The sequence below is a fragment of the Duganella aquatilis genome, from assembly GCF_009674565.1.
Lineage (GTDB): Bacteria > Pseudomonadota > Gammaproteobacteria > Burkholderiales > Burkholderiaceae_D > Rugamonas > Rugamonas aquatilis.
In genome coordinates this window covers 88,920-109,413 of the sequence record NZ_WKJL01000010.1, presented here as the reverse complement: position 1 = coordinate 109,413, position 20,494 = coordinate 88,920, and the positions used below count along the sequence as shown (strand labels likewise).

General features: G+C 60.6%; 21 protein-coding genes. 3 read left to right on the top strand and 18 right to left on the bottom strand.

Annotated features, from left to right (window positions below; genetic code table 11):
• Positions 1 to 2 precede the first annotated feature (2 nt).
• Entirely contained in the window at positions 3 to 2,936 is a 2,934-nt protein-coding gene (locus GJ698_RS15170) for a sensor histidine kinase (protein ID WP_229260009.1), read from the bottom strand.
• Between the two features lie 289 nt (positions 2,937 to 3,225).
• Between GJ698_RS15170 and GJ698_RS15165 the strand changes: the two genes are divergently transcribed.
• A complete protein-coding gene (locus GJ698_RS15165; RefSeq protein WP_154358497.1) occupies positions 3,226 to 3,840 on the top strand; it encodes a Crp/Fnr family transcriptional regulator in 615 nt (204 codons plus the stop codon).
• 43 nt (positions 3,841 to 3,883) lie between these two features.
• On the opposite strand, the gene ppa is transcribed toward GJ698_RS15165, so the two are convergent.
• Complete coding sequence (ppa, locus tag GJ698_RS15160) at positions 3,884 to 4,423, bottom strand: inorganic diphosphatase (protein ID WP_154358495.1); 540 nt, start codon at positions 4,421 to 4,423, stop codon at positions 3,884 to 3,886.
• A 249-nt stretch (positions 4,424 to 4,672) separates the two neighbouring features.
• Here ppa and GJ698_RS15155 point away from each other — a divergent pair, with 249 nt between their 5' ends.
• Positions 4,673 to 4,861, top strand: coding sequence for a site-specific integrase (locus GJ698_RS15155; RefSeq protein ID WP_154358493.1), 189 nt, complete (start codon positions 4,673 to 4,675; stop codon positions 4,859 to 4,861).
• 81 nt (positions 4,862 to 4,942) lie between these two features.
• On the top strand, positions 4,943 to 5,731 hold the full coding sequence (locus GJ698_RS15150) for a hypothetical protein (protein ID WP_154358491.1): 789 nt from the start codon (positions 4,943 to 4,945) through the stop codon (positions 5,729 to 5,731).
• Here the strand turns inward: GJ698_RS15150 and GJ698_RS15145 are convergent.
• From GJ698_RS15145 to GJ698_RS30480, 16 genes are all read right to left on the bottom strand, one after another.
• The gene (locus tag GJ698_RS15145) at positions 5,728 to 6,036 is read right to left on the bottom strand and encodes a hypothetical protein (protein WP_154358489.1); all 309 of its coding nucleotides are present in this window, start codon (positions 6,034 to 6,036) and stop codon (positions 5,728 to 5,730) included. The two genes, GJ698_RS15150 and GJ698_RS15145, sit on opposite strands and share 4 nt — an antisense overlap.
• The gene (locus GJ698_RS15140; protein ID WP_154358487.1) at positions 6,033 to 6,452 is read right to left on the bottom strand and encodes a hypothetical protein; all 420 of its coding nucleotides are present in this window, start codon (positions 6,450 to 6,452) and stop codon (positions 6,033 to 6,035) included. The genes GJ698_RS15145 and GJ698_RS15140 overlap by 4 nt, the downstream gene beginning before the upstream one ends.
• Positions 6,437 to 7,396 (bottom strand): lysozyme family protein, encoded by a 960-nt coding sequence (locus GJ698_RS15135; protein WP_154358485.1) that lies wholly within the window; start codon positions 7,394 to 7,396, stop codon positions 6,437 to 6,439. The genes GJ698_RS15140 and GJ698_RS15135 overlap by 16 nt, the downstream gene beginning before the upstream one ends.
• On the bottom strand, positions 7,393 to 7,683 hold the full coding sequence (locus GJ698_RS15130; protein WP_154358483.1) for a P-loop NTPase family protein: 291 nt from the start codon (positions 7,681 to 7,683) through the stop codon (positions 7,393 to 7,395). The genes GJ698_RS15135 and GJ698_RS15130 overlap by 4 nt, the downstream gene beginning before the upstream one ends.
• 68 nt (positions 7,684 to 7,751) lie before the next feature.
• Positions 7,752 to 8,168, bottom strand: a complete 417-nt coding sequence (locus tag GJ698_RS15125) for a hypothetical protein (RefSeq protein ID WP_154358481.1) — start codon at positions 8,166 to 8,168, stop codon at positions 7,752 to 7,754.
• Positions 8,165 to 10,165 carry a hypothetical protein gene (locus tag GJ698_RS15120; protein ID WP_154358479.1) on the bottom strand — a complete coding sequence of 667 codons (2,001 nt, stop codon included), beginning with the start codon at positions 10,163 to 10,165 and terminating at the stop codon, positions 8,165 to 8,167. Before GJ698_RS15120 ends, GJ698_RS15125 begins: the two co-directional genes overlap by 4 nt.
• A 3-nt stretch (positions 10,166 to 10,168) precedes the next feature.
• Entirely contained in the window at positions 10,169 to 11,227 is a 1,059-nt protein-coding gene (locus GJ698_RS15115; RefSeq protein WP_154358477.1) for a hypothetical protein, read from the bottom strand.
• Positions 11,224 to 17,061, bottom strand: a complete 5,838-nt coding sequence (locus GJ698_RS15110) for a tape measure protein (RefSeq protein WP_154358475.1) — start codon at positions 17,059 to 17,061, stop codon at positions 11,224 to 11,226. Before GJ698_RS15110 ends, GJ698_RS15115 begins: the two co-directional genes overlap by 4 nt.
• 77 nt (positions 17,062 to 17,138) lie before the next feature.
• Positions 17,139 to 17,498 carry a hypothetical protein gene (locus GJ698_RS15105; RefSeq protein WP_154358473.1) on the bottom strand — a complete coding sequence of 120 codons (360 nt, stop codon included), beginning with the start codon at positions 17,496 to 17,498 and terminating at the stop codon, positions 17,139 to 17,141.
• 44 nt (positions 17,499 to 17,542) lie between these two features.
• Positions 17,543 to 17,971 (bottom strand): hypothetical protein, encoded by a 429-nt coding sequence (locus tag GJ698_RS15100; protein WP_154358471.1) that lies wholly within the window; start codon positions 17,969 to 17,971, stop codon positions 17,543 to 17,545.
• 95 nt (positions 17,972 to 18,066) lie between these two features.
• Positions 18,067 to 18,531 (bottom strand): hypothetical protein, encoded by a 465-nt coding sequence (locus GJ698_RS15095; RefSeq protein WP_154358469.1) that lies wholly within the window; start codon positions 18,529 to 18,531, stop codon positions 18,067 to 18,069.
• A gap of 70 nt (positions 18,532 to 18,601) precedes the next feature.
• The gene (gp17, locus tag GJ698_RS15090) at positions 18,602 to 19,012 is read right to left on the bottom strand and encodes a tail completion protein gp17 (RefSeq protein WP_154358468.1); all 411 of its coding nucleotides are present in this window, start codon (positions 19,010 to 19,012) and stop codon (positions 18,602 to 18,604) included.
• A complete protein-coding gene (locus GJ698_RS15085) occupies positions 19,009 to 19,491 on the bottom strand; it encodes an HK97-gp10 family putative phage morphogenesis protein (protein ID WP_154358466.1) in 483 nt (160 codons plus the stop codon). Before GJ698_RS15085 ends, gp17 begins: the two co-directional genes overlap by 4 nt.
• Positions 19,488 to 19,829 carry a head-tail adaptor protein gene (locus tag GJ698_RS31425; RefSeq protein WP_154358464.1) on the bottom strand — a complete coding sequence of 114 codons (342 nt, stop codon included), beginning with the start codon at positions 19,827 to 19,829 and terminating at the stop codon, positions 19,488 to 19,490. The genes GJ698_RS15085 and GJ698_RS31425 overlap by 4 nt, the downstream gene beginning before the upstream one ends.
• Complete coding sequence (locus GJ698_RS30660; protein WP_208023827.1) at positions 19,829 to 20,308, bottom strand: head-tail connector protein; 480 nt, start codon at positions 20,306 to 20,308, stop codon at positions 19,829 to 19,831. The genes GJ698_RS31425 and GJ698_RS30660 overlap by 1 nt, the downstream gene beginning before the upstream one ends.
• Positions 20,305 to 20,481, bottom strand: coding sequence for a hypothetical protein (locus tag GJ698_RS30480; RefSeq protein ID WP_166454874.1), 177 nt, complete (start codon positions 20,479 to 20,481; stop codon positions 20,305 to 20,307). Before GJ698_RS30480 ends, GJ698_RS30660 begins: the two co-directional genes overlap by 4 nt.
• Positions 20,482 to 20,494: the final 13 nt, after the last annotated feature.

The following is a 20,494-nucleotide window of genomic DNA, read 5'->3' as shown; positions in this document are numbered from 1 at the left end:
AACTATTCCGCGTAGATGCGCCGGGCCGGGATCGCGATGCGGATTTTTGTGCCCTTGGGTGACGCCTGTTCAAAAGCGATCTCCGCCTGGATGGCCGCTGCGCGCTCCCTGACGCCCTGCAAGCCCCAGTGTCCGGCGGGGCTGCCAATCGCCAGGGTGGCGCTGCTGATGCCGATGCCGTCGTCGGCGACCAGCACCTCCAGCCTCCTGCGGCCGAAGTCGAATCCCACGTCGACCTTGCTGCCCTTGGCGTGGCGGAATGCATTGATCATTAATTCGTTGACGATCGCTACCAGTTCGGCGCCGGCATCCTTGCGCAGCTGGCGCCGCTGGCCGTTGACCCGGGCATCGAACGCCACCTGGTGCTCGGCGCTCAGCCGGTTGCCGAGTTCAACGATGCGTTTCAGTTCATCGCTGGCGTCGTCCGTCTCCACCCGCAATGCCTGCACCTTGTCGCGCCCCTCGGCCGCCACATCCTGCGACAGTTCGGCCAGCGCAGTCAGCTGCCCTTTCAGGACGGGATCATCGAGGCGGTTCGCCATGGCGGCCAGCTGCAGCACCACCGCCTGATTGCTCTGCAATAGCGTATCGTGCAGATCGCGCGCCACCGCTTCGCGCTCGTTGGCCCGGATGCGCATTTTGTTGCGCTCGCGGTACATGCCGATGCGAACCTGCACCCGGATTACCGCCCACAACACCAGCAGCGCGGCGGCGGCCTCGAGCGCCTTGAACCACAGGGTTTCATAGTATTTGGGCGCGATGACGAAGGCGAGCGATGCGACCGGGCCATTCCACTCGTCATCATCCTTGTTCCTGGAGCGGACCTCGAAGCGGTAATCGCCAGCGCTCAGCGCGTGATAGGTCGCCTTCCGTTCGGTGCCGGCGTCTTGCCAGGTATCGTCCAAGCCGCGCAAGCGGTACTGGAACCGCAACCGCTCGGGGAAACGCAGTTCCGGCGTTGTGTAGGCAAACTGCAAGTCGCGCGCGGTTTTCGGCAGCGCCACTGTCTGCACATTCAAATCGTAGGATGTCGTGCCATCGAACAGTTGCTCGACGATGGGAGTCCTCAACGGCAGCGGCTTGGGCAGTACCAGCGTGTTGATCCAGGCAGCCGAGGTTTGTCCGGAGATCCACAAACGCCCTCCCGCGCCGCGCCGCATCGTCGGCAATGAAAATATCTGCGCGGGCTCACCGGGGACGCCATCGAGCGAATCAAAAAACCGATAGCGGGGTGTATAGCTGTGTGCCGCGACAGCCTTGCGCACCTCCTCGCGTTCGACCCGGAAAATACCGTCGATTGCCTGCACCCACAGATTACCGCCGTTGTCGAAGACCAGGCCGCTGACCTCCGAGATTTTGCGTCCTCCCGCAAGGGTCAGGCTGGTAAATGTGCGACCATCAAACATTTGCAGGTTTTCGTCGCCGCCTATCCACAACGTGCCGTCATTGGCAACAATGACCTTGATGACGCCGGCAGCCAGGCCATCTTTTGCGGAGTAGGTGCGCGGCTGGTTTTGCTCGAATGCGGTGAGCAGATTCTTGTTACCCGCCCAGGTCACCCCTTGCTTGTCGGTGAACAAGGCGGAGATCGCCGGGAATCCGTCAATCGGCAGCCATTGGCCTTCGCGCAACCGCGTCAGTCCAAATTTCTTCGGCCGGAACGCCAGCCAGAATTCGCCGTCAGGCCTGTGCGTCATCGATAACACACGCCCGGTGCCGGTGACCGGCAAATCGGCAATAACCTTGGGTGGTCCCGGCTCCAGCTGCCACAGCTGCTTCGAGGTCACGGCGAAAACCGCATTGGCATCATCTCTGTACATCATGAGCGCTGCAGGCGGCACGCTGGTCTCGACACTGGCGTGTTGCGTCAGGCGGCGCACCGGAAGATTTTCGCTACCCAGCCAGACGTCATCCATCGCATTCGGCTGCAGGGTGGCCATCATGGTGCCAAAGGGCAGCGCCACCTGCGAGAACGGCGAAGGCATGAAGCGGTCGATGCCGCCATCGGTTGCCACCCAGATGGTTCCGTGGCTATCCTCGTAGACGTAGGAAAAATTGCCCGTCAATCCATTGGCATGATTCAACTTCTCATCGACAGGGAGTGGCGCATCGTCACGCGGCAATTTGTCCAAGGCGCCTAAAAAATGCACCCCGTCATTGGCCGTGCTCACCCACACAAGCTTGTTGCTATCGACGAGCACGCGAAGCCCGAGAAACGGCAATGGCCGTCCAACTTCTGACACCGTCCCGTTATTGTCCTCAAACCGTTTGATCTTGGCCGTGCCAAAACCAACGAAGATGGTGTGATCCGGGCCTGGCCACACCATCAGCGCGCCGCTGACGTCGACGCCGGTATCGACAAACTTTCGGGTATTTTCCCTGAGTACATGCAAGCGGCCGGTCTTGGTTACTTTCCAGACATTGAAGTCCGCATCCCGCGCGACGTAACCTCTTTCCGAGTCATCTTCAGCGATGAACTTGACCCATTTGCCTCCTGAAAACTTCATGAATCCAGGTGCGGTGTAGGCTATAACGTCGCCACGCCTGTCTTCGAAAAACAGGGCCGCCAGGATGCTGTCGAACCCCTGCTCCTTTCCATAGACAGATACATGGCCATTCTTGATGAAGCTGGCGCCGCCAGAAGCATGCGCCATCCACAGTCCCCCTGCCTTGGGGGCAAATAAATTGTTCGCATCCTTGCCGCCCAGGGCCTCCCCGGGAAACGGCTCAAAAGGCTGGAAGCGCTGCCCATCAAAGCGAGACACGCCCTTGCCATTGTCGGCCCACAAATAGCCATCCGCCGTTTCAACCACTTTGTCAGGAAAAGGCGCTCCCTCCTTCTTGGTAAACGAGGTGTGCTGGTAATGGGCGAGTGACCATGGATCGCCGGTGTTCGGCCAGGCGGGCTCAGCCCCCTTGGCGCTGCAGCAGATCATCGCCACGAATAATATTAGGGAGCGCAATTTCCTAGCCATGGAAGCAAATATTTAATTTTATAATTGCTACAGTTTACCGAAATTTGTTGGGAAGTCGGCAATCAACTAGTTTCATTTTCTTAAATTTCACGCTTCAACATATACGGGAATTTACGTAAGGGAGTACAATGCCCGGGGACGAAAGCAGTTTGCTTCATAGCAACCCCCTTGGAAAGTTTTCTAGGAACGTGGCAAAGACAGCATGAATTCAGATTTTATTAAACAACGTAATCGCTTTAAATCCGCCACCATGAAGCGGATCGACGTCAGCGAAGAGTCGTACAACCATGTCACCAACCTGCTGGCGGGCATCGCCAAACCGTTTCATGTGCGTAAGGGCGAATACCTGCAACGCGCGGGCGTACCGGCCACCCAGGTCCACTGGCTGGCCAGCGGCGTGGCCCGCAGCGGCTTCTTCAACCGCGATGGCATCGAAGTGACGCTGCGCTTTTACCGCGAGGGTGAATCGGCCACCACGCTGACCGACCTGATCAGCGGCGAAAGCGGCCAGCCGGCGGTGCAGTTCCTGATCGCCGAGACGCCGATCCACGGCTTTACGCTGGACTGGAAACAGGCCTCCGACCTGCGCGCGCAGCACGAAGTGATGCAGAGTTACCATCTGAATATCGCCTTGGCCGGCTTGCAGAGCATGGCCCAGCAAGCCTACAACAACGGCGAAACCTCGGCGCAGGAGCGCCTGGCCGCCTTCCGCGAAGAGTATCCGGGCCTGGAAGCGCGCATTTCGCAGCGCGCCATCGCCTCCTACCTGGGCATCACGCCGCAGTACATGTCGCGCCTGCGCCGCGAGGCGGAAGCCGGCCTGGAGACGCCCGGCGACGACCTGCCGGACGAGCACCAGGCATAAAAAAAGCCCCTCGCGGGGGCTTTTTATCTTGCAGCTGCAGCGATTAAGCTGCCGATTCTTTCTGATACGCGGCAACGCCAGCCAGGATTTCCTGCTTGGCGACTTCCGGACCGTGCCAGCCTTCGATCTTGACCCATTTGCCTTTTTCCAGGTCCTTGTAGTGCTCGAAGAAGTGCTGGATCTGGCGCAGGCGCAGTTCGTTCAGGTCTTCCGGCTTCTGCCAGTGGCTGTAGATCGACAGCACTTTGTCGACTGGTACGGCCAGCACTTTGGCGTCTTCACCGGACTCGTCGGTCATTTTCAGCACGCCGATCGGGCGGCAGCGCACCACCACGCCTGGAATCAGCGGGAATGGGGTGATGACCAGCACGTCCACCGGATCGCCGTCCGGCGACAGGGTGTTCGGCACGTAGCCGTAGTTGCATGGGTAGTGCATGGCAGTGCCCATGAAACGATCGACGAAGATCGCGCCCGATTCCTTGTCGACTTCGTATTTGATCGGGTCAGCATTCATCGGGATTTCGATGATGACGTTGAAATCGTTCGGCACGTCTTTACCGGAAGACACTTTGTTCAAGCTCATGGATTTTCCTTGTTTGCGGGCTGTGTTTAACCGCGACATTATATCGAAACGAAGCCCCGGATGTTAGGACTTCTGCAAACCTGTGCAGCCCCTGTAAATTTGGCACTTACTTAACAGCAATAAGGCTGTAAGGGTGTAGAAAGGTTTGAGTTTTCGCCCATAATTCGCCCGGGCGACGCGGCAGCGCTTCACGCAGATCAATCTCAATCCTTTCGCTTGATAGACGGCCTGCGCCGCACCGGTGCAACGATGCAGCAGCAGCTGGGTGTGTCGTTGGATATCATCGACCGCTGCCAGAACCACGTCCTGCAGGGGTGCAAAGTCCGGCAGCACTACATATACCACGACTATGCCATCGAGAAGCGCAGGGCGTGGGCTGCGATCGGTGCGCGACTGAAAGTATTATTGGCTGATCCTGATGATGAAGAGGGAGTTTGATGTTGAAACTACACAAAAGTAATTTCCAAATCACAAAACGTCCGTTAGTATCTAGACATCAAATCATACCGAGAGCTAATTATGAAAATTGGGCGGCTCAAACTACTGAGAAATAGATTTCCCAAACACAAAAGAAACTGGACGGTTGGGCCAATCGTCAGTTTGTGCTCGCCATTTTTGCTGTTCGCGATCACTTATTACTTCACAGATTCCATTAAAAACAACATCGGTCTGCAGAATCTGGAACTCGACAAGCTAAAGACAACAATAAGTCAACAAACTCAACAGATTGAACAAGCTCGCTTTGAATTACAACGAGACACTTTCAAGGTATCTACCAAAAATGATGAGAAAAGAATCGAGTTTGAGGATAAAAAAAGTAGGGTTGAAGAGCTGAAATCGAAGGCTGAGATAATTAAGATCTTTGTTGATATGGTACCGAAGACCGATGCCGCATGTCGAGCGGCTCGAATCGGAACTAAATTGCTAAAGGTGCGCTGTTCAGTAAATAATCGAGGAGTTCACGCCGTCTACATCCGCCCTCTCAACTTTAAGATGCTAGATATCAAAGGCGGGATAGCCCCACCAGCAGTTTTCTCTTCCACAACTGGTATTCAGCAAGGGCTAATTGCACCGGGCAGCGCCCTTGATGGGTATTACGAGCTAACTATGTCGACAATGGGTGCCTTTGTCCTTAACAAAGATTTAATCGTCGAGTGGAGATCAGCTACTAATCCGGCTCTGGTCGCAGCCTTAAAGAAGATTACAGCTGGGGTTGTTACTCCCGAGGAGATCTCCGATCTAACAACACAAAGTTACTCTACCAGATTTAGATTTGAGACGTTGGCCCCGGGTGCCGACTTTAACTAGTTAAATACTCCAATGGCTGGGCTAAGATTTATACAGCTGATCAGCGAAGCTTCCAGTTGCACAGCGTATTTCCTGTACCGCACCCAGTCTCGCACCAGAGCCAGGACTTTGTCACCATCGCTGGCCGTGGCCGGCAGCTGGTCGAACTCGTACACTGGACGGGTTGGCATCGCATTAACGCACGGCACGGCCACCGGCACCTCGACGGTTTGTGTGGTCAGCGCCGGCGTGCTGCTACAGCCGGTCAGCACCACGGCGCACGAAATTGCGAAATTGCGAATTATCGAAAGTTCTCGTTTTTTCATCGCACCTTCTCCAGCAGCTGATTCACGTAGGGCATGGCGTCGGCGCAGGTCGTCGCTTTGGCGCCGGCCAGCTGCTGCAGCGCCGCGTCGAAGCGCTGACCGTTGATCGCTGCTTGCTGCTGGGCGGCCTGTCCACGTGCCTTCGCATCCTCGGATGCCCGGTACCAGGCCTGAATAGCCCGATTCTGATCATCCACACCGGCGCGCAGCTGCGCGTTCTCGTCCTGCACCGCCTTCAGGTCGACCAGCGCCCTGTCGCGTGCGGCCGCCGCCGACCACAACAGCGCACCACCGGCGCCACCGACGACCAGCAGGACCACCAGCAGCACCAGCGCGGCCAGCTTCCATGCCTGGCCGGCCAGCAAGCCGCCGACGCTGGTGGCGGCTCCATCGAGGACGTTCATAGCGCCGCCCACGCAGCCAGATACTTCGCCGATCGCACCTGGAACACGTTGCGCACGTGCTCGCGGTTGATGTCACACGCCGACCGGTTGCCGTACAGCGGCTCGCGCGACTTCAGGCAGTGCAACTCGACGTTGCCGAACCACTGGCCGGGATCGCAGCCCCTGGCAAGCGCACACGCGCGGCGCTCGCGCTGCACGCCGGCCGGGCCGCCGTTGTAGCCGGCGTCACCGAACTCCAGCACCGCCGGCGCCGCGCGGAACTGGCGCGCCGAATCGCGCGACATCAGCACCAGCGCACGGAACTGCAGGTCGGGCCGCTGGTACACGGTCGACCAGGATAGCGCCCCCAGCTCGGCGCCGTACTGGTCGCGCAGGCCGGCCAGCGCGTCGAAGCGCACGCTGCCGTCGGCACGGTAGGCGCGCGTGATCTGGCCGACACCGGCGCCCTCCTCGCGCGCCGTCTTCAACTGCGCACCAGGATTCCAGCAGCCGCGCGCGCGCAGCGTAATGCACGACTCCTGCTCGACCAGGCCGGCCAGAAGCGCCGGGCGCGGATGGTCCGGCCACAGGCGCTGCTGCTCGGCTTTCAGCACCGGCAGGTACTTCACTGCGCCGGCCGGCAGGTCAGCCGCATGCGCACGCGGCGAGAACACCAGCATCAGCGCCGCAACGATGATGGCCATGGCAATCAGCGCCAGCCCCGCGCCGGTCGCCCCCTCGCTGGCGCGCGCAAACAGCTTACGCATATCCGCCTCCGGGTAGTCCAGCAAAGCCTTGCGCGCCCAGTGCGACGCGGCCAACGCCCAGATGCCCTGCAAGATCGACACGCCGCTCAGCGCCGTGGCCCAGCCGTGATCAGGATCCGATTCCAGCGATGCCCAGGCTGCCAGCAGCGCGCCGCCGAACAGGAACAGCGAGCGGTGACGGGTCAGGTATTTCCAGTATTTCTGAATCATGGTTTTGCCCTTTCAATGAGGCGCTGCAGTTTGTCGTCGATCGCGCGGTAGTCCTCGCGGACCATGCGCTTGAAGTCATCCACCTCCTTGTCCTGCCGGCTGTCGACGGCGTGCTGCGCGGCGACCTGCTGCTCCAGCAGCGTCACGCGCGTGTCGAACTTGGAGCCGAGCACCACCAGGGTGGCAATGGCGGCGATGGTCGAAAACAAGTGCGTGATCGACACGGACTTTTCCAGGTGCCACTGGCCACGAGGAGGCTGATCCGGTTGCGGGGAGATTTCTGGCATGTGTGGCCTTTCTTTGGGCAATAAAAAACCCGCCGGAGCGGGTGGTTGTGGCGCGTAAAACTGAAAGATCAGGACTGGCGGTCGATCAGATCGGCAGCCACGAACATGGCGTCGATCTCGGCCTCGGTCTTCCCGAGCGCTGGAATCACCTGCGTGACCAAGTCGTCGTCACGGCGCACGGTCAGCGCCGTCGCCCACTTGATGCGCGCGAGGTCGCCCGCCTCGCCAGGCATATTGGCAATGATGCCTTCGACAAGTTCCAGCAGGCCGGCCGTATACAGCACCGTGCGGGCGGCGTACATCGAGCACTGGCGCGGCACTGGCGGCGCGAGCGTCGGCGGTGCTTCAGGAGCGCCCGGCACGAGGACGGCATCACCAACCACGGACGCCGGATAGACCACGCCGTCGCAGATCCACGAAGCACCCTCTTGGTGCGCGGTAACGAAAGGACCGAAGGTATCCGCCGGCGTCTTCAGGGTCATCATGCTGCTGCCTCCACTCGTTTGATTGTAGTGCCCAGCGTGCCGCTGACCGCTGTCAGGCCGGTGAGCACCCAGCTTTCGTTTGCTGCAGCGCCGAGTGTGCCGTTGATTAGATTTTCACCAAGGGCGGGCAACGACTGGATGCTGACGGCGTTGTAGCAGGCATCAGAACCGTGGTTACCACCAAACGCATACTGATTATTGCCGGCGGCCAGCAGCGAATAATGGCGCAGATCTTTGCCAGAAAAGTTCTTGCCAGGGGAATTTACTCCCCAGCGCGATTGGACGCTGCCGCGTACTGGAGAAGCACCAGAGCAGTCAAATTGCAACATCGTTGGAGGGAACAAATCCAAGCCACTGCTGACCGCAAATCTAGCAGTATTTCCGGAGGCGCCAATGGCAGACACCGCAACAGATGTGACGGAAAATTGATCTGGTGTTCCGGCGGCGCTCGTGCCGCCATTGTCGATGTGGATGTTCCAAAGAACCACACTGGAGCCCGACGAAGCTGTCGCCACCGCTGTTTTGGTTGCCGAGATTTGTACATAGTCGAGGCTACTCGAAGTTGCAGAAGCGCTCGCGAACATTGCGATAGAGGTAGACGCTTCGGTTGTTCCGGTCAGTTTGAACACCGTCGCGGCAACTGACCCAACCAAATCGTGGAAGGCAACGATATTCCCAGCAGCGTTTTGGAAGGCTCGCACATTTCCACCGGCTGACGATGAAAAGCTTGCACCAGTCCCTGGCGTCAAGTTGGCCGCAGACAACGTATAGGGCTGGCAAGCGAGAGTCGAGCCTGAGTAATTCACTGCGCGCAGGACTGCACCGGACACGAACAAAAGAGGGAGGGAATCCCCGAACGCGACTTCAGGGCCGATAGTTGGAGCGGTGCCGCTGACCGTCATTGCGCGAAGATAGCCACCGGAAGATCCAAAATACGAGAAGGCGAAGCCTGCGCCAACTGCAATAAAGTCACCCCAGAGCGACACGTTAGCACCAGCCGTTGCAGTGGCTGGCGTGCCCGGTGGCGCGATTGTCACGCCCGTCAGCGTGAGTACGACCGACTGGATACCGGTCGTGCCGTCGCAACTCGCCACCAACACTTTATCGGCGCCAACCAAAATGCCAGAGGCGCGCCCGCCGTTGGGGATGCTCCGAACCAGCATTGGTGATCCCCACGCCTGGGCACTGGAATCATAGACCACGGCATACAGCGCGCCAAACAAGAACAGCGTGCGAGTGGAATCAATGGCGATGCGACGCAGCGTGGTTCCAGGAACGGATGCCACGTTAAGCATCGCGGTCACGCCAAGCTTATGCAAATTGCTCGTCACCCAGGCGCCGCCCAACGTTGCGTTGGATGCCACGCCGATCACGCTGGAAGTTCCAGGACGAATCCAGCCCAGCACCACGCCAGCTTTAGTCCTGACTCCCATGTCGTACACGCCAGCATTGAATACGTGGAAGGCCACCGCGCCCTGGGCGAGCGTCGTGGCATCAGGCAGCGTGATGTACAAGCCTGGCGTCGCCGGCGTGACGCTGATGGCGCCGCCGGATGTGACGATCAGATCCACGCTGCCGGTGATGATCATGCCACCCAGGCCCAGCGCATACAGCTGCAGTACCCAGTGTGCGGCGTCAAGAGCAGGATCGATGGCGCTGGCGCCGTCGCCAATATGGCGATACGAGAAGCGGCTGGTCGGCGACCACACCGCTGCCCCATCAGCATAGTTGCCAGCGACCCACTTGACGGCCGTCGTCGACGCCGCGGCGGCAGCGGCGGCGCTGGAAGCATCGGCCGCCGCCTGCTGCGCTTGAAGCGCGCGCGTCTGGGCCTCGGACGCATTGCTGAAGACGTTGGCAGCCAGCGCGTTCATCTGGTCGCCAAACGGCCCTTCCGCTTCGATGCGAGCATCGGCCAAATCATCGAAGTTGTCCGGATCGTTCGTGTTCGGTGCTGGTGGAAGCGGGGTTACAGGAACTGGAGCGGTGATAGTCATACTTTACATTTCCTCTACTTGCAGGGTGGCGACACCAAACTCGAACTCCTTCAAGTTCAAACTGAACTCCTTGTGCGGGCCATAAATGAAGAGCGGTTCGAAATAGTCGAGTTTGAAATCATCAAGACCGGACCAGACTGCTGGCCGGCCGTTGAGTTGCGAGCGAACATCCAGCAGCTGGCTGGTGAGCTCTTTATCGAACCAGATGGTGAGGTCGACCTTTGGTACCGAGCGCTCCGGAACCAGCTTCAGCTTCCCGTCATCGCGACGCTCGATCGCCGAGAAATTCAGGTGGTCCGATGTGGCCTCATACTGGGCCTCGCCCAGATACACCGAATTCCCAAGAATGATCCCGCCCACGCCGCGCTGACCGTTCACCTTGCTGGCGGTAACAGTGATCGTGGCGTTTCGGTAAGGCGGGAGATTGAAGAACTGCACGCTGGTGCGCATCGGAAATAGCCCGAAATAATACTGACTCCAGCTGCGGCTTTTTCGCTTGCTCAAGTCCACCGTCACGGTGTACTTCACCACGCCTCCAACGGAAACAGTAATCGTCACCCAGCGCGCATCCAGGCCGATGACGGCGATGGAATTCACGCGCTGGCCCGGCGCGATCGACTGAACGACGTCGACCGGTGCAACAGCCTGGGTATTTCGCAACTGATCGAACGACGCCCACTTGTTGGTCGGCTGCTCCAAATCCAGCCATGCGGTGCCGGTGGTGAGCGGCTGGCCGTGATTTGCCGCAATTTGCGACTCGTAGACCAGGTGGGCGACCGGATCGATCACCGTGTCGCCCAGCCCGTAGGTGGCGGCCGGATCGTAGGCTGCGTACGTGTCACCGATGTTGAGCCACCAGTCCGGGCTGCTCGCCGGCGCGTGGCCAACGTTGCCGGCTTGCTTCGAACGGTAGACGGTGATGACCTGGCCGACCGTGCCCACGCTGGCCGTCGCACCGGCCGCGTAGGTCGTGCCCATGGCGTGCATCGCCGGCGGCACCTCAACGATCGAGCTGTTCACCAGCATGCTGTCGGTGATGGTGATGGGAGGGATTACTCTCATGCTGGGGTAGCCTCCGTGTAGAGCTTGTCGTTTCGGATCACGCGCTTGAACAGCTTCGTGCTCTCTTCGCTGCTGGCGGCCGTGCGCGCCGACGTCGCTCGCATTTCCGCCATCTCGCTGCGCAGCGCGCGCAATTCGGCGACCAGGTCGGCGTTGCTGCCGCCGCTCATCGCATCACGCATCTGGCTGGCATTCCAGATTCGCGACGGGCCGGTCGCTTCAATTTCCGGACCGTTTTCACCCACCACGCGCAGGCCGCCGGCATGGAAGCCGCCGCTCGCGAAGCCGGGTGGATGCAGGCTCTGGTACTCGCTGCTGGACATGATTGCGCTCTTGATGGCGTCGATGCTCGCGCCATTGGAGAACTGCAGCTGCCAGAAGGCCAAGCCCGCAGCCTCTGGCGCGCGGCCGAGCAATCCTTCATACAGCGCGGTCACAGTGTCCTTGCTGACGCCCGGATTTGCCGACGCTTGCGAAACTGCGCCACCCAGCGCCGCCAGCGCCTGCGGCAGCGTCATCAGCGACGAGTAAATGCCGTGCAGCAGATCGGTCTGGGTCTTCGCCTGGTCCAGTGTTGCGTCGAGCGCTGCCAGTTCCGCCTTGTGCGCGGCATCCAGCGCAGCCTTCTGGGCCTGCAAGGTCTTCAGCGTCTGCTGCTCGGCCGAGAGCTGCGTGTCCGTCAGGCCGGACAGCGCGCCAACACTGTTCTTCGTGCGATACAAGTCACGCATGTAGTCCGTGTACGAGGCGAACTGACCAGAGGCATCCTTCGACACGGTCGCCAGCGCGTTCTTCAGCGAGTCCGCGTCCGGCAGCGGGCCGCCGGCCTTTGCGATGACCAGCGCCGCCTCGATCTGGGCTTGTGCCGCCGCGCGATCGCTCATCTCCTGGCCGGGGATGGTCATACTATCCAGGGTGGAGTGCAGTGAATCCGACAGGCTTTGCAGCTTCGTCACCGACGCAGTCACGCTGTCGATGCTCGCTTGCAGGCCGTCGGATGCGCTCTGGTAGATCGCGTTGAGGGCATCCTTTTTCGTGCCCACGACAGCTTGAAGGTTCGAATATGCGGTGTCGACATCGCCCAGCAGCGCCTTGGTCGCATCCTTGGCCGCCTGCGCGGCGACCACCTGGTCGTACAGCGCCAGATTGTGCGCATCGATCGCGGCGCGCGCCTTCTCGGCCAGCTGCGCTTCGGTCATGGTCAGCTCGTCGAGCTTGTTCTGCAGGTCGGTGCGCTCGTCGGCGATCTCCTGCTCCGACTTGGTCAGGTCGACCGTGGCGGCGTGAGTTTTCGCGAAGGCATCCGCCAGCGCGAGCAGCGCCGCGTACTGCTGCGCGCCGGCTTCGGTCGCCAGCGCGCCGGAGTTGGCCAGGCCCAGCACGTAGTCCTTGAACTTATCGCGAGTGTCCAGGCTTTGCAGCCCCATGGCCGCCAACTGGTCGGTGACGTACTTTTGCACCGGCGCCAGCTGCTCGGCCTTCGACAGGAAATTCGAGGTGAACGAGTTCGACTGGCTGGCCAGCTGATCAATGCCGCCGGCCAACTCGATCAGACGCTCGCGCGCCGCGATACTGGCCATGCCGGTGGCGCCGAAGGTCGTGCTGCTGGCGGCCAAGATTGCGTCGAGCTTGGCGTAGTCGCCGGCGATGCGCATCACCGTCTCGGCGTAGCCCTCGCCCACCTGGCGGAACTGGTCGAGTTGCGGGAATGCCGCTTCCGCGATTTCGTCCATCGACTTCGAAATGACCGAATTGAGCGCATCCGTCAGCGCGGTGCCGGTCAGGCCCTTCAAGGAAACCTTCGTGCTTTCCAGCGTGAGGTTGTCCAGCACCTTGGTCACATCGCCGGCCGAGCCGCCCATGGCGGTCGCCGCGGCCTGCAGCGACTTGTCCAGGTTCGTGAAGATCAGGCCGAACTGCTTCGACAACTCATCGTTCAGGCCTTGCACCTCGACGCGGTTGCTCGTACTCTTCGACAAGCCGAAGAAGCTGGACTTGGTCGTGTCGATGCTGGCGTACTGGTCGAAACCTTGGCCCTGCTGCAGGGAGCGCACGCTGCCGCCGTATTGCAGACCCGAATCAACGATGTTCTGAGTTGTTTTCCCCCACAGCTTCGAGACCGCGCCACCGATTGCACCGCCAATCCAAACCCCGAGCGGGCCGGCCAGCGCGCCGCCGATCATGCTACCCACCTGGGCGCTGCCGGCGAGCGCAACTACGCCGCCCGTCGCGATCGTGCCGGTCTGGATGCCCATGTTGGCGCCATCGGTCAGGCCCGTGGTGCGCACCACCAAGTTCGTCAGGCCCGTCATCGACGATTCGATGTTCTGCAGCGCGGTCAGCATGCCCTGGTTGATCGGCAGCATGTCGCTGGAATTGGCGGTCAGCTGCTCGATCGAGCGGCGGATCGAATCCGACTTCGCCGAACTGTCGCCGAATACCGAGCCAGTGCCCTGCGCCTTCTGCACGTCGGCGGCCGACTGGCCGCCACCACTGCCACCGCCCAGCCCACCAACAAGCTTGGCGCCGATGGCGATGACAGCGGCCAAAGTGGCGGCGCCGGCGGCAAGGTTGGCAGGGAACGGCAATGAGGCCAACGCCTTGACCACAGCCGTTACACCCCAGGCACTCGCCTCCGTCGCGGCCAGGCTGGTCGATGCGGCACTGGTGGTCGCTTCGCCGGTCAGTTTGGTAGCGTTGAGAGCAACGTTTGCAGCGACCTCCCCCTCCTTGAAGAAGATCTTCTTTACCATCGATTCAAGGGCCATCGCCATCTCATAAGCGCGGAAGGCTCGCTCGGTGGTTTCCAGTATTTTGTAGCCCTTCGAGTTTTCACTGAAGAAGCCCTTGGCCGCGCTGGCCATATCGCCATACGATTTGATCTGTGCCTGCGCGCTTTGCTGGGCGGCCACGGCCTGCGCCCTTGCGACCTTGGTTGGGTCGCCCTTCGCATCTTGAAGCGAAGCAGCAAGCTGCGCGGCAATGGTCGCCTGCGCGCGTTGGTAGCCGGTCAGGGCGGTGGTCAGGTCGCCGACCGCCTTGCCGACGGCGCCGAACGAATCAGCCATGCCTTGCGCAGCCTGACGAGCGGCATCATCCACGGCCTCCATGATTTTCAGAAGCTCGGTCGCGCGCGTGACGTCGACCTCGCTGGTCAGCCGCTTCTGCTGGTTGGCGTACCACGTGCCGTACTCAGCCTGCAAGATACGCTGCGCCTCGGTGCCGTCGCCAGCCAGCTTGATCCGCTCTTTCCAGGTGCGATCGTCGATCGCCAGCAGCGCATCGGCGCGTGCTTTCGGATCTGCAATAGACTCAGCTGCAAATCGTTCGTTGTCGGCCTTGAGGGAGGCTGCGTACTGCAAGGCCTTCGTTTGCCCCAGAGTAGCTTGGCCGACCAGCGTGCGCGCTGCTTCCTCAGACTTAAGCTGCGCGATGATCTGATCGGTAATCGGCAGCTTCGCCACTTGGAGATCGTCAAGCTTCTTTTGTGTGTCCGCTTGCGACTTAACCGCGACCATTTCCATATCGCGCGCATCGGTGGTCTTTCCGTAGGCGGCATATTCGACATCCAACGCCTTGGCCGCCTCGCTACGGGCGGTAGTGCTGGCCGCGATAAATTTCGTCACGTCGCCTTGTGCAGTCTGGGCCTTGAGGGCTTGTTCCGATGCCGCCTGCTGGGCAAGCGCGGAGGCGAGCACATCTTTGTGCGCAGCACTCAGCTTGAGCTTGCCGCTTGCGAGCTCTTCGGTGATCTTGATGGCGGTTTTTTCCGACTCGGTAGCATCCTTGCCGGTATTGAGTTCCGCCTGGTTTTCGGAAATCTTGCTGCGAATCGACGAGATCAGCGACTCATAGGCAGTTTCCTCTTTTTTCATGCCGGCGATACTGTCTTTGCCGGCCTCGGATTTCTTATAAGTTTCAGTAGCCAAGGCCGCCACCAGGCCGACATATTCTTTTTCACCGATCGCGTTGCTCTCACGGGCGGTTTGCAGAGCCTTCAGGTCATCAAGATACTGCTTGTTCACCCCGGTGAGGCGTTCGCGCACGGCGACCAGAGCTTGCGCGGCCGGGCCGACCGCAGCGGCCGCATCTGCCGTAGCATCCCGCTTCTGCATTTTGGCACCAAGCTCATCGATGTCCCTCAGCACCTTCAGGCGCGCGAACAAGATATCGTCGTTGCTTTTGCCCTTGTCGGGTGCGAAATCCCCAGAGCGAGTATTGATATCGTCCAGGCGCCGGGAGGCTGCCGCAAGCTGATCAAGAACTGCCAAGTTTTTTTCGGCCTTGTCCTTATTCATGCCGCCGCTTTGCAGCTGGATCAGTTTTTCGTTCTTGGCGATCTGTTCGTCGAGGCCTTTGATGATGCGGGCCTGCGCTTCATCAAACGATTCAGCGGCTTGCTGGTTACCCTGCTCCGCCTTCGCCCCCCATACCGACCAGGCAGTTGCTGCCAGACCGAGCAGCGTCACAACGGCGCCGATCGGGCCGCCCAGCAGCCCGAGCGCACGGCCGGCGACGCCTGCCGCGGTGGATCCCACGGCGCTTGCGGTGTTGAGTGCAGTTTGCGACGCGGCCTGCGCGGCCGTCGCTGCCGTGATCTGCGCACTTACCCGCGCCTGCTGCTGCCCCAGTACCGCCAAAGCAGATAGTTCAGCAGTGCGCGCCGCCTCGGCGGCTGCAAGTTCAGTGGTAGCGGCACGAAGCGTTCGAAGCGCAAAGCTCTGTGCGCCGGCTGCTGTCGCAGCTTCGACGGCGGCGCTCGCCGCCACGATATTCGAATTCGCCTGTGCCAAACGCACCACCACCTCTTCGCGCGCGACCAGGATCGCGGATTGGGTCGCTGTCGCAACTGCAACATCAGCCGCAGCACGTGCGACCTCTGTTTCGATGGCGGCCAGCGAAGCGGCGCGAACGGCATTCTCTGCCGCTACCTGTGCATATGCTGCGGTGATGCGCTCGTAGGTCTTGGCAACCCACGCAGTCAGCCAGTTCACAACGTTGACCGCAGCCAAAGTCGATACGACACCAGTTACCAACGTCAGATTGTTGGCGAGCACGCCGATGCCGGCGGTCAGCAGCGACACCATGCCATTCGTCTGGGCCTGAACCGCCGTAAACTCCATGAAGCGATCTTTCAGGACCTGCATCGCTCCGCTGATGGTCTGGATCTGAGCGCTCTCGGTGCGCAACTTCTCCAGCGCCTGAGGCAGCACGTCCGCCATTATTTTGGACGTGATCAGGCCATTGCTGGCCATGTCTTTCAGTGCGCCGACCGGCACGCCCATTCCATCAGCCAACGCCTTCATGAGACGCGGCGCCGCCTCGTTGACGGCGTTGAATTCTTCGCCGCGCAGGGTGCCGGACGCGAATGACTGCGACAGCTGCAGCATGGCGGATGCCGATTCTTCGGCCGTGGCGCCGGATACCTTCAGGGCCAAACTGACCGTCTCGGTGATGTCGGCGACCTGCTTCTGAGACACACCCAAATCGCGCGTCCCGTTTGCAATCCGCGCGTACAGCGTGCCGGCGCCCGCCATGCTGGACTGCGCATCTGTGGAGATTCGCTTCACGTCGGCCAGCGCCTGGGCATACTCGCGCTGCGACAGCGTAGCCAGGCGAAGTTGCGCGGTAAATTTCGTGTATTCATCGGACATCTGAATGATCTGCGCCAGACCAGCTCCCAGGCCGATCGCGGCCAATGCCGCCTTCATCTGGTCGGCGGCGCGGCCAATGCCGGCGGCGGTATCGCCAACGACCTGCCGCGCCTGATTCATGTCGCGCTGCAGACGAGCGATATCGGCGCGCAGCCGGATTTCCATGTCGCCTACAATCATCAGTACTCCAAGAAAGACAGATGGCCGCCTCGGCGACCATGAAATAAGCGCCGCTGTTATGCGGCAAGAACGGCGGCTCAGTCGAGCGCGGCGTCGATTTTGTTACTGAGGTTTGGCGCGCGGTATAGCTGGCCGAATGGCGGCTTGCAGGCCGGATCGGTTGCCTTGTGCACCTGCCCCAGGTACTCAGCGGACAGGCGGTGCAAAAGCTTCGCCTCCCACGGTTGCAGCTCGATCCCGGCGTTCTCTTGCCAGGCCCGCAATTCGACATGAGTGACCGGCACCTCACCCATTGCACCAGGGAGCGTCGGACCGATCTCGTATAGGTACTCGATCAGGTGCGCGCCGGCGCCGATCGGCGGATAGCTGGGCGGGACACCATCCTGCTTGTGCCGCTCCAGCCGCGAAATCTGGCGAATCTTAGATTTCGCTTCCACCACTGGAATGGCCGCCAGCCAGGCGGCCTGCCGGACGTACAGGACTAGTTCGTCGGCGACGCCTTCGTAAAATTTGCCCAGTCGCTGATGTGCTTATTGATCTGCTCGGGGATGAAACCGATCTCGGGCGTGGTGTAGACCGCCTTGCTCAGCGCGTCGCCGGTCAGCTGATCGAATTCGACGTTCTCCAGCGACTTGGTGCAGGAAACCAGGAACTCGGCGTCTTCCTGCGCCTTTTCTTCTGCCGAGACGTTGTCCTTACCTTTTTTCTTCAGGCGTTCCATCATGCGGTTGCTGGCTGCAGCCTGGGCTTTCTTGAATGGCTTCGAGCCTGGGCCATACAGCACGGCACGCATCGGGCGCGACTTGTCCGGATTACCTTCGGCGTCGTCGGCATACAGCAGCTCATCGGCCGCGTTGCGCAGATGCAGGGTGGTGGTCGGTTCGACGGCGTGTTTGCGGATATCGGTCATGACGTATTTCTCCAAAATAAAGAATGAAAAAGGCCAGTTCTCAGCCGGCCCTTCGTGGTGCTACGGGGTGAGGTAAAACTCGATCGCAGGTCGGCTTACACCGGTGCCGGCACGCGGATGGTGTCGGTCTGACGCAGCAGGGTCATGCTTCCCTGCACGACGTTGTCGACGGTGCCGTTGTCTTCGGTGAACTTCGATACCTGGGCGGTGAAGTAGCGAATGGCGCCGTCCTGCTTGACCAGCTTGAACGACGGGATGCTGTAGTCCTTGCTGGCCTCGTCGACCATCATCTGGCCTTCGTCGTTTTCATCCCAGCCCATTTTGAATTCGGAGGTGCCCAGCTTATAGCTGGCCTTCTTTTCAATCTGCTGGGCACTGGCGACAGGCGCGTGGGTGGAAGTGTTGTATTCGCGGCCGGTCACGGTGCCGATGTCGGTGATTTCACCGATCAAGACCCAGGTCAGAGCCTCGAAGCCGGCTTTGGTATGCGTCGCCGGCGCCGCCAGGGAAATATACAGTTCACTTTCCGCAACGGTCGTGACGTTTTCACCATTACTCATAATGGTCATCCTTTCAATAAAAAAGCCCGCACGCAAAATTGCGATACGGGCGGGCTGGAGAAACTTATTTTTAGGCCTGTGGCCTGTAATAGACGACTTGAAAATCACGCGACTGCATGTACAGACCGAGCGCGCCATCGCGCAAATCCGGGCCAACGATATCGCGACGAATGCTCGCAACCAAGACTCCTGCAACCCGACGACGACCGCCCTTGATTGCATTGGCCACTGCATCCAGGATGCGCCTTTGGTCCGCGTAGGACGCCGCCAAAACGGTAACCTGGGTGCGCGCCGACATCAGGACCGCGCCAGGTAAGTCGGCTACCCGCTTTCGCTCCGAACTGGAAATTGTTTCGATCGAGATCGCCGGCAGCGTCTCCGCTTGCTGAATCTCGCCAACGACGATTCGGTTCGCCGGCACGAGCGCTGTGAGCGTAGCGTCAGCCACCAGCACAGTGCGGATCACAGCTGTGTCGCTCATTCGCCCTCCGCTGCCGGCACGTTTATCCCTTCGGAGGTCAGGCGCGCGCGGATTTGTGCTGCAACGGCGTCCATCGCCACGCCTGCCCTCGCATCGAAAGCCGGGCGCATAAACGGTTTCGGGCGCGCGCCAGGGTGATGAACCCAGCCGACCACCACACCTGCCAGCGCTAGTGCCTTGGCGTTCTTCGGCCCGATGCGGTGCGCTGCGGTACCGAACTCGACGAAGCGCCAGTACCATGCCTTCTTGCCCCCTACCTTAAGCGATGCAGTCACCGTGCCGGCCTTGATGCGCGTGGTGACACGTACACTGCGACGCAGGTCGCCGGACTTTTCTGGAATTGTCGCCTTGACCTCTTCCTTGAACACGTTGGCGCCGGCGCGCAGCGCGGAGCGCATGATGTTCGTTTCGATCTTGACTGGCAGTCCCCGGAGGAACGCATCCAGCGCGCGGCCGCCAACAACGGTTTCGTCGCTCACGTTGAATAGCTCTCCAAGGTCATTTCGATCCACCGCCGGCGGCCAAGTTCAGCTGGGCCTCCAACGATTTGAAAAACTTCGTCACTTTCGCCGTGCAAAACGACCCTCATGTCCGAAGACAGGCCCCGCATATAACGCATCCGCAAGCGCGCAGGACGCTTCGCCAACAACAGACCCGCCTGCTCGGACTCGGACTTGCTGGGCAGGTCATCGAGAACCTCCGCGGGCACACGGGCGACCACAGTCACCCAGGGGCCGGGCTGAGGGCCGTAGCCGTCCGCGTCGACCTGCGTCTGCCGCTCGATCGTGACCCGGCGATCCAGTTGAGAGCCACGCATCAGAGTCCAACCCCGATCCGGTGAGGCTGAAGCAGCGCCTTGGCGCCAGTGGGCAGCGACGCCACGGTCAAGCCGATAACGACGTCCTCGCGATTTTCGTAAAGATGGCCGAGAATCAACAAGATGGCGGACTTGATCGCGCTGGTGACCACCATGCCCCGACAGGTATGAATATTTACGAGGTTCGCGGCGTCAAACTTCGTGCTTGCCCCCAAAATCGCCATAGCGCGCTCAGCACCATCGGCCAGCGAGGCAGCCGCAGCGCTTGCTTCCAGGTACGCCTGGCGCGCCGCAGAAAATGCCTCCGGCGCAGCGGCCAGGGCAGCGTCCAGTGCATCCTGGTCGCCATAGACATAGCGATTCAGGTACGAGACGGCTGCTTGTTCGGCTGCTTCCAGCTTCAGTTCGACATCAGCGCGCTCATCTTCATCGATCACCCGTAGGTGCAGAATGGCAGCGTCGATCGATACTAACGTCATTTTGCCGACGCTTTCTTGGCGGCGGTGGGCTTGGCTGCGCCCTCTTCGGGTGTAACGGCACCGCACTCGATCGCCGCGGCCTCCAGTTCCGGCGGACACTCGTCGCCCGGCTCGTAATCGACCGGATAGATCTCGCCGTCCGGTACGCCCTTGAATGGTTTTTCGAAAATCATGTCTTCTCCTTTG

Excerpts from the sequence above, each read along its gene's own strand:
- GJ698_RS15170 (WP_229260009.1), bottom strand. The coding sequence starts at position 2,936 with ATGATCTGCTGCAGCGCCAAGGGGGCTGAGCCCGCCTGGCCGAACACC.
- GJ698_RS15165 (WP_154358497.1), top strand. The coding sequence starts at position 3,226 with ATGAAGCGGATCGACGTCAGCGAAGAGTCGTACAACCATGTCACCAAC.
- ppa (WP_154358495.1), bottom strand. The coding sequence starts at position 4,423 with ATGAGCTTGAACAAAGTGTCTTCCGGTAAAGACGTGCCGAACGATTTC.
- GJ698_RS15155 (WP_154358493.1), top strand. The coding sequence starts at position 4,673 with ATGCAGCAGCAGCTGGGTGTGTCGTTGGATATCATCGACCGCTGCCAG.
- GJ698_RS15150 (WP_154358491.1), top strand. The coding sequence starts at position 4,943 with ATGAAAATTGGGCGGCTCAAACTACTGAGAAATAGATTTCCCAAACAC.
- GJ698_RS15145 (WP_154358489.1), bottom strand. The coding sequence starts at position 6,036 with ATGAAAAAACGAGAACTTTCGATAATTCGCAATTTCGCAATTTCGTGC.
- GJ698_RS15135 (WP_154358485.1), bottom strand. The coding sequence starts at position 7,396 with ATGATTCAGAAATACTGGAAATACCTGACCCGTCACCGCTCGCTGTTC.
- GJ698_RS15130 (WP_154358483.1), bottom strand. The coding sequence starts at position 7,683 with ATGCCAGAAATCTCCCCGCAACCGGATCAGCCTCCTCGTGGCCAGTGG.
- GJ698_RS15125 (WP_154358481.1), bottom strand. The coding sequence starts at position 8,168 with ATGATGACCCTGAAGACGCCGGCGGATACCTTCGGTCCTTTCGTTACC.
- GJ698_RS15120 (WP_154358479.1), bottom strand. The coding sequence starts at position 10,165 with ATGACTATCACCGCTCCAGTTCCTGTAACCCCGCTTCCACCAGCACCG.
- GJ698_RS15115 (WP_154358477.1), bottom strand. The coding sequence starts at position 11,227 with ATGAGAGTAATCCCTCCCATCACCATCACCGACAGCATGCTGGTGAAC.
- GJ698_RS15110 (WP_154358475.1), bottom strand. The coding sequence starts at position 17,061 with ATGATTGTAGGCGACATGGAAATCCGGCTGCGCGCCGATATCGCTCGT.
- GJ698_RS15100 (WP_154358471.1), bottom strand. The coding sequence starts at position 17,971 with ATGACCGATATCCGCAAACACGCCGTCGAACCGACCACCACCCTGCAT.
- GJ698_RS15095 (WP_154358469.1), bottom strand. The coding sequence starts at position 18,531 with ATGAGTAATGGTGAAAACGTCACGACCGTTGCGGAAAGTGAACTGTAT.
- gp17 (WP_154358468.1), bottom strand. The coding sequence starts at position 19,012 with ATGAGCGACACAGCTGTGATCCGCACTGTGCTGGTGGCTGACGCTACG.
- GJ698_RS31425 (WP_154358464.1), bottom strand. The coding sequence starts at position 19,829 with ATGCGTGGCTCTCAACTGGATCGCCGGGTCACGATCGAGCGGCAGACG.
- GJ698_RS30660 (WP_208023827.1), bottom strand. The coding sequence starts at position 20,308 with ATGACGTTAGTATCGATCGACGCTGCCATTCTGCACCTACGGGTGATC.
- GJ698_RS30480 (WP_166454874.1), bottom strand. The coding sequence starts at position 20,481 with ATGATTTTCGAAAAACCATTCAAGGGCGTACCGGACGGCGAGATCTAT.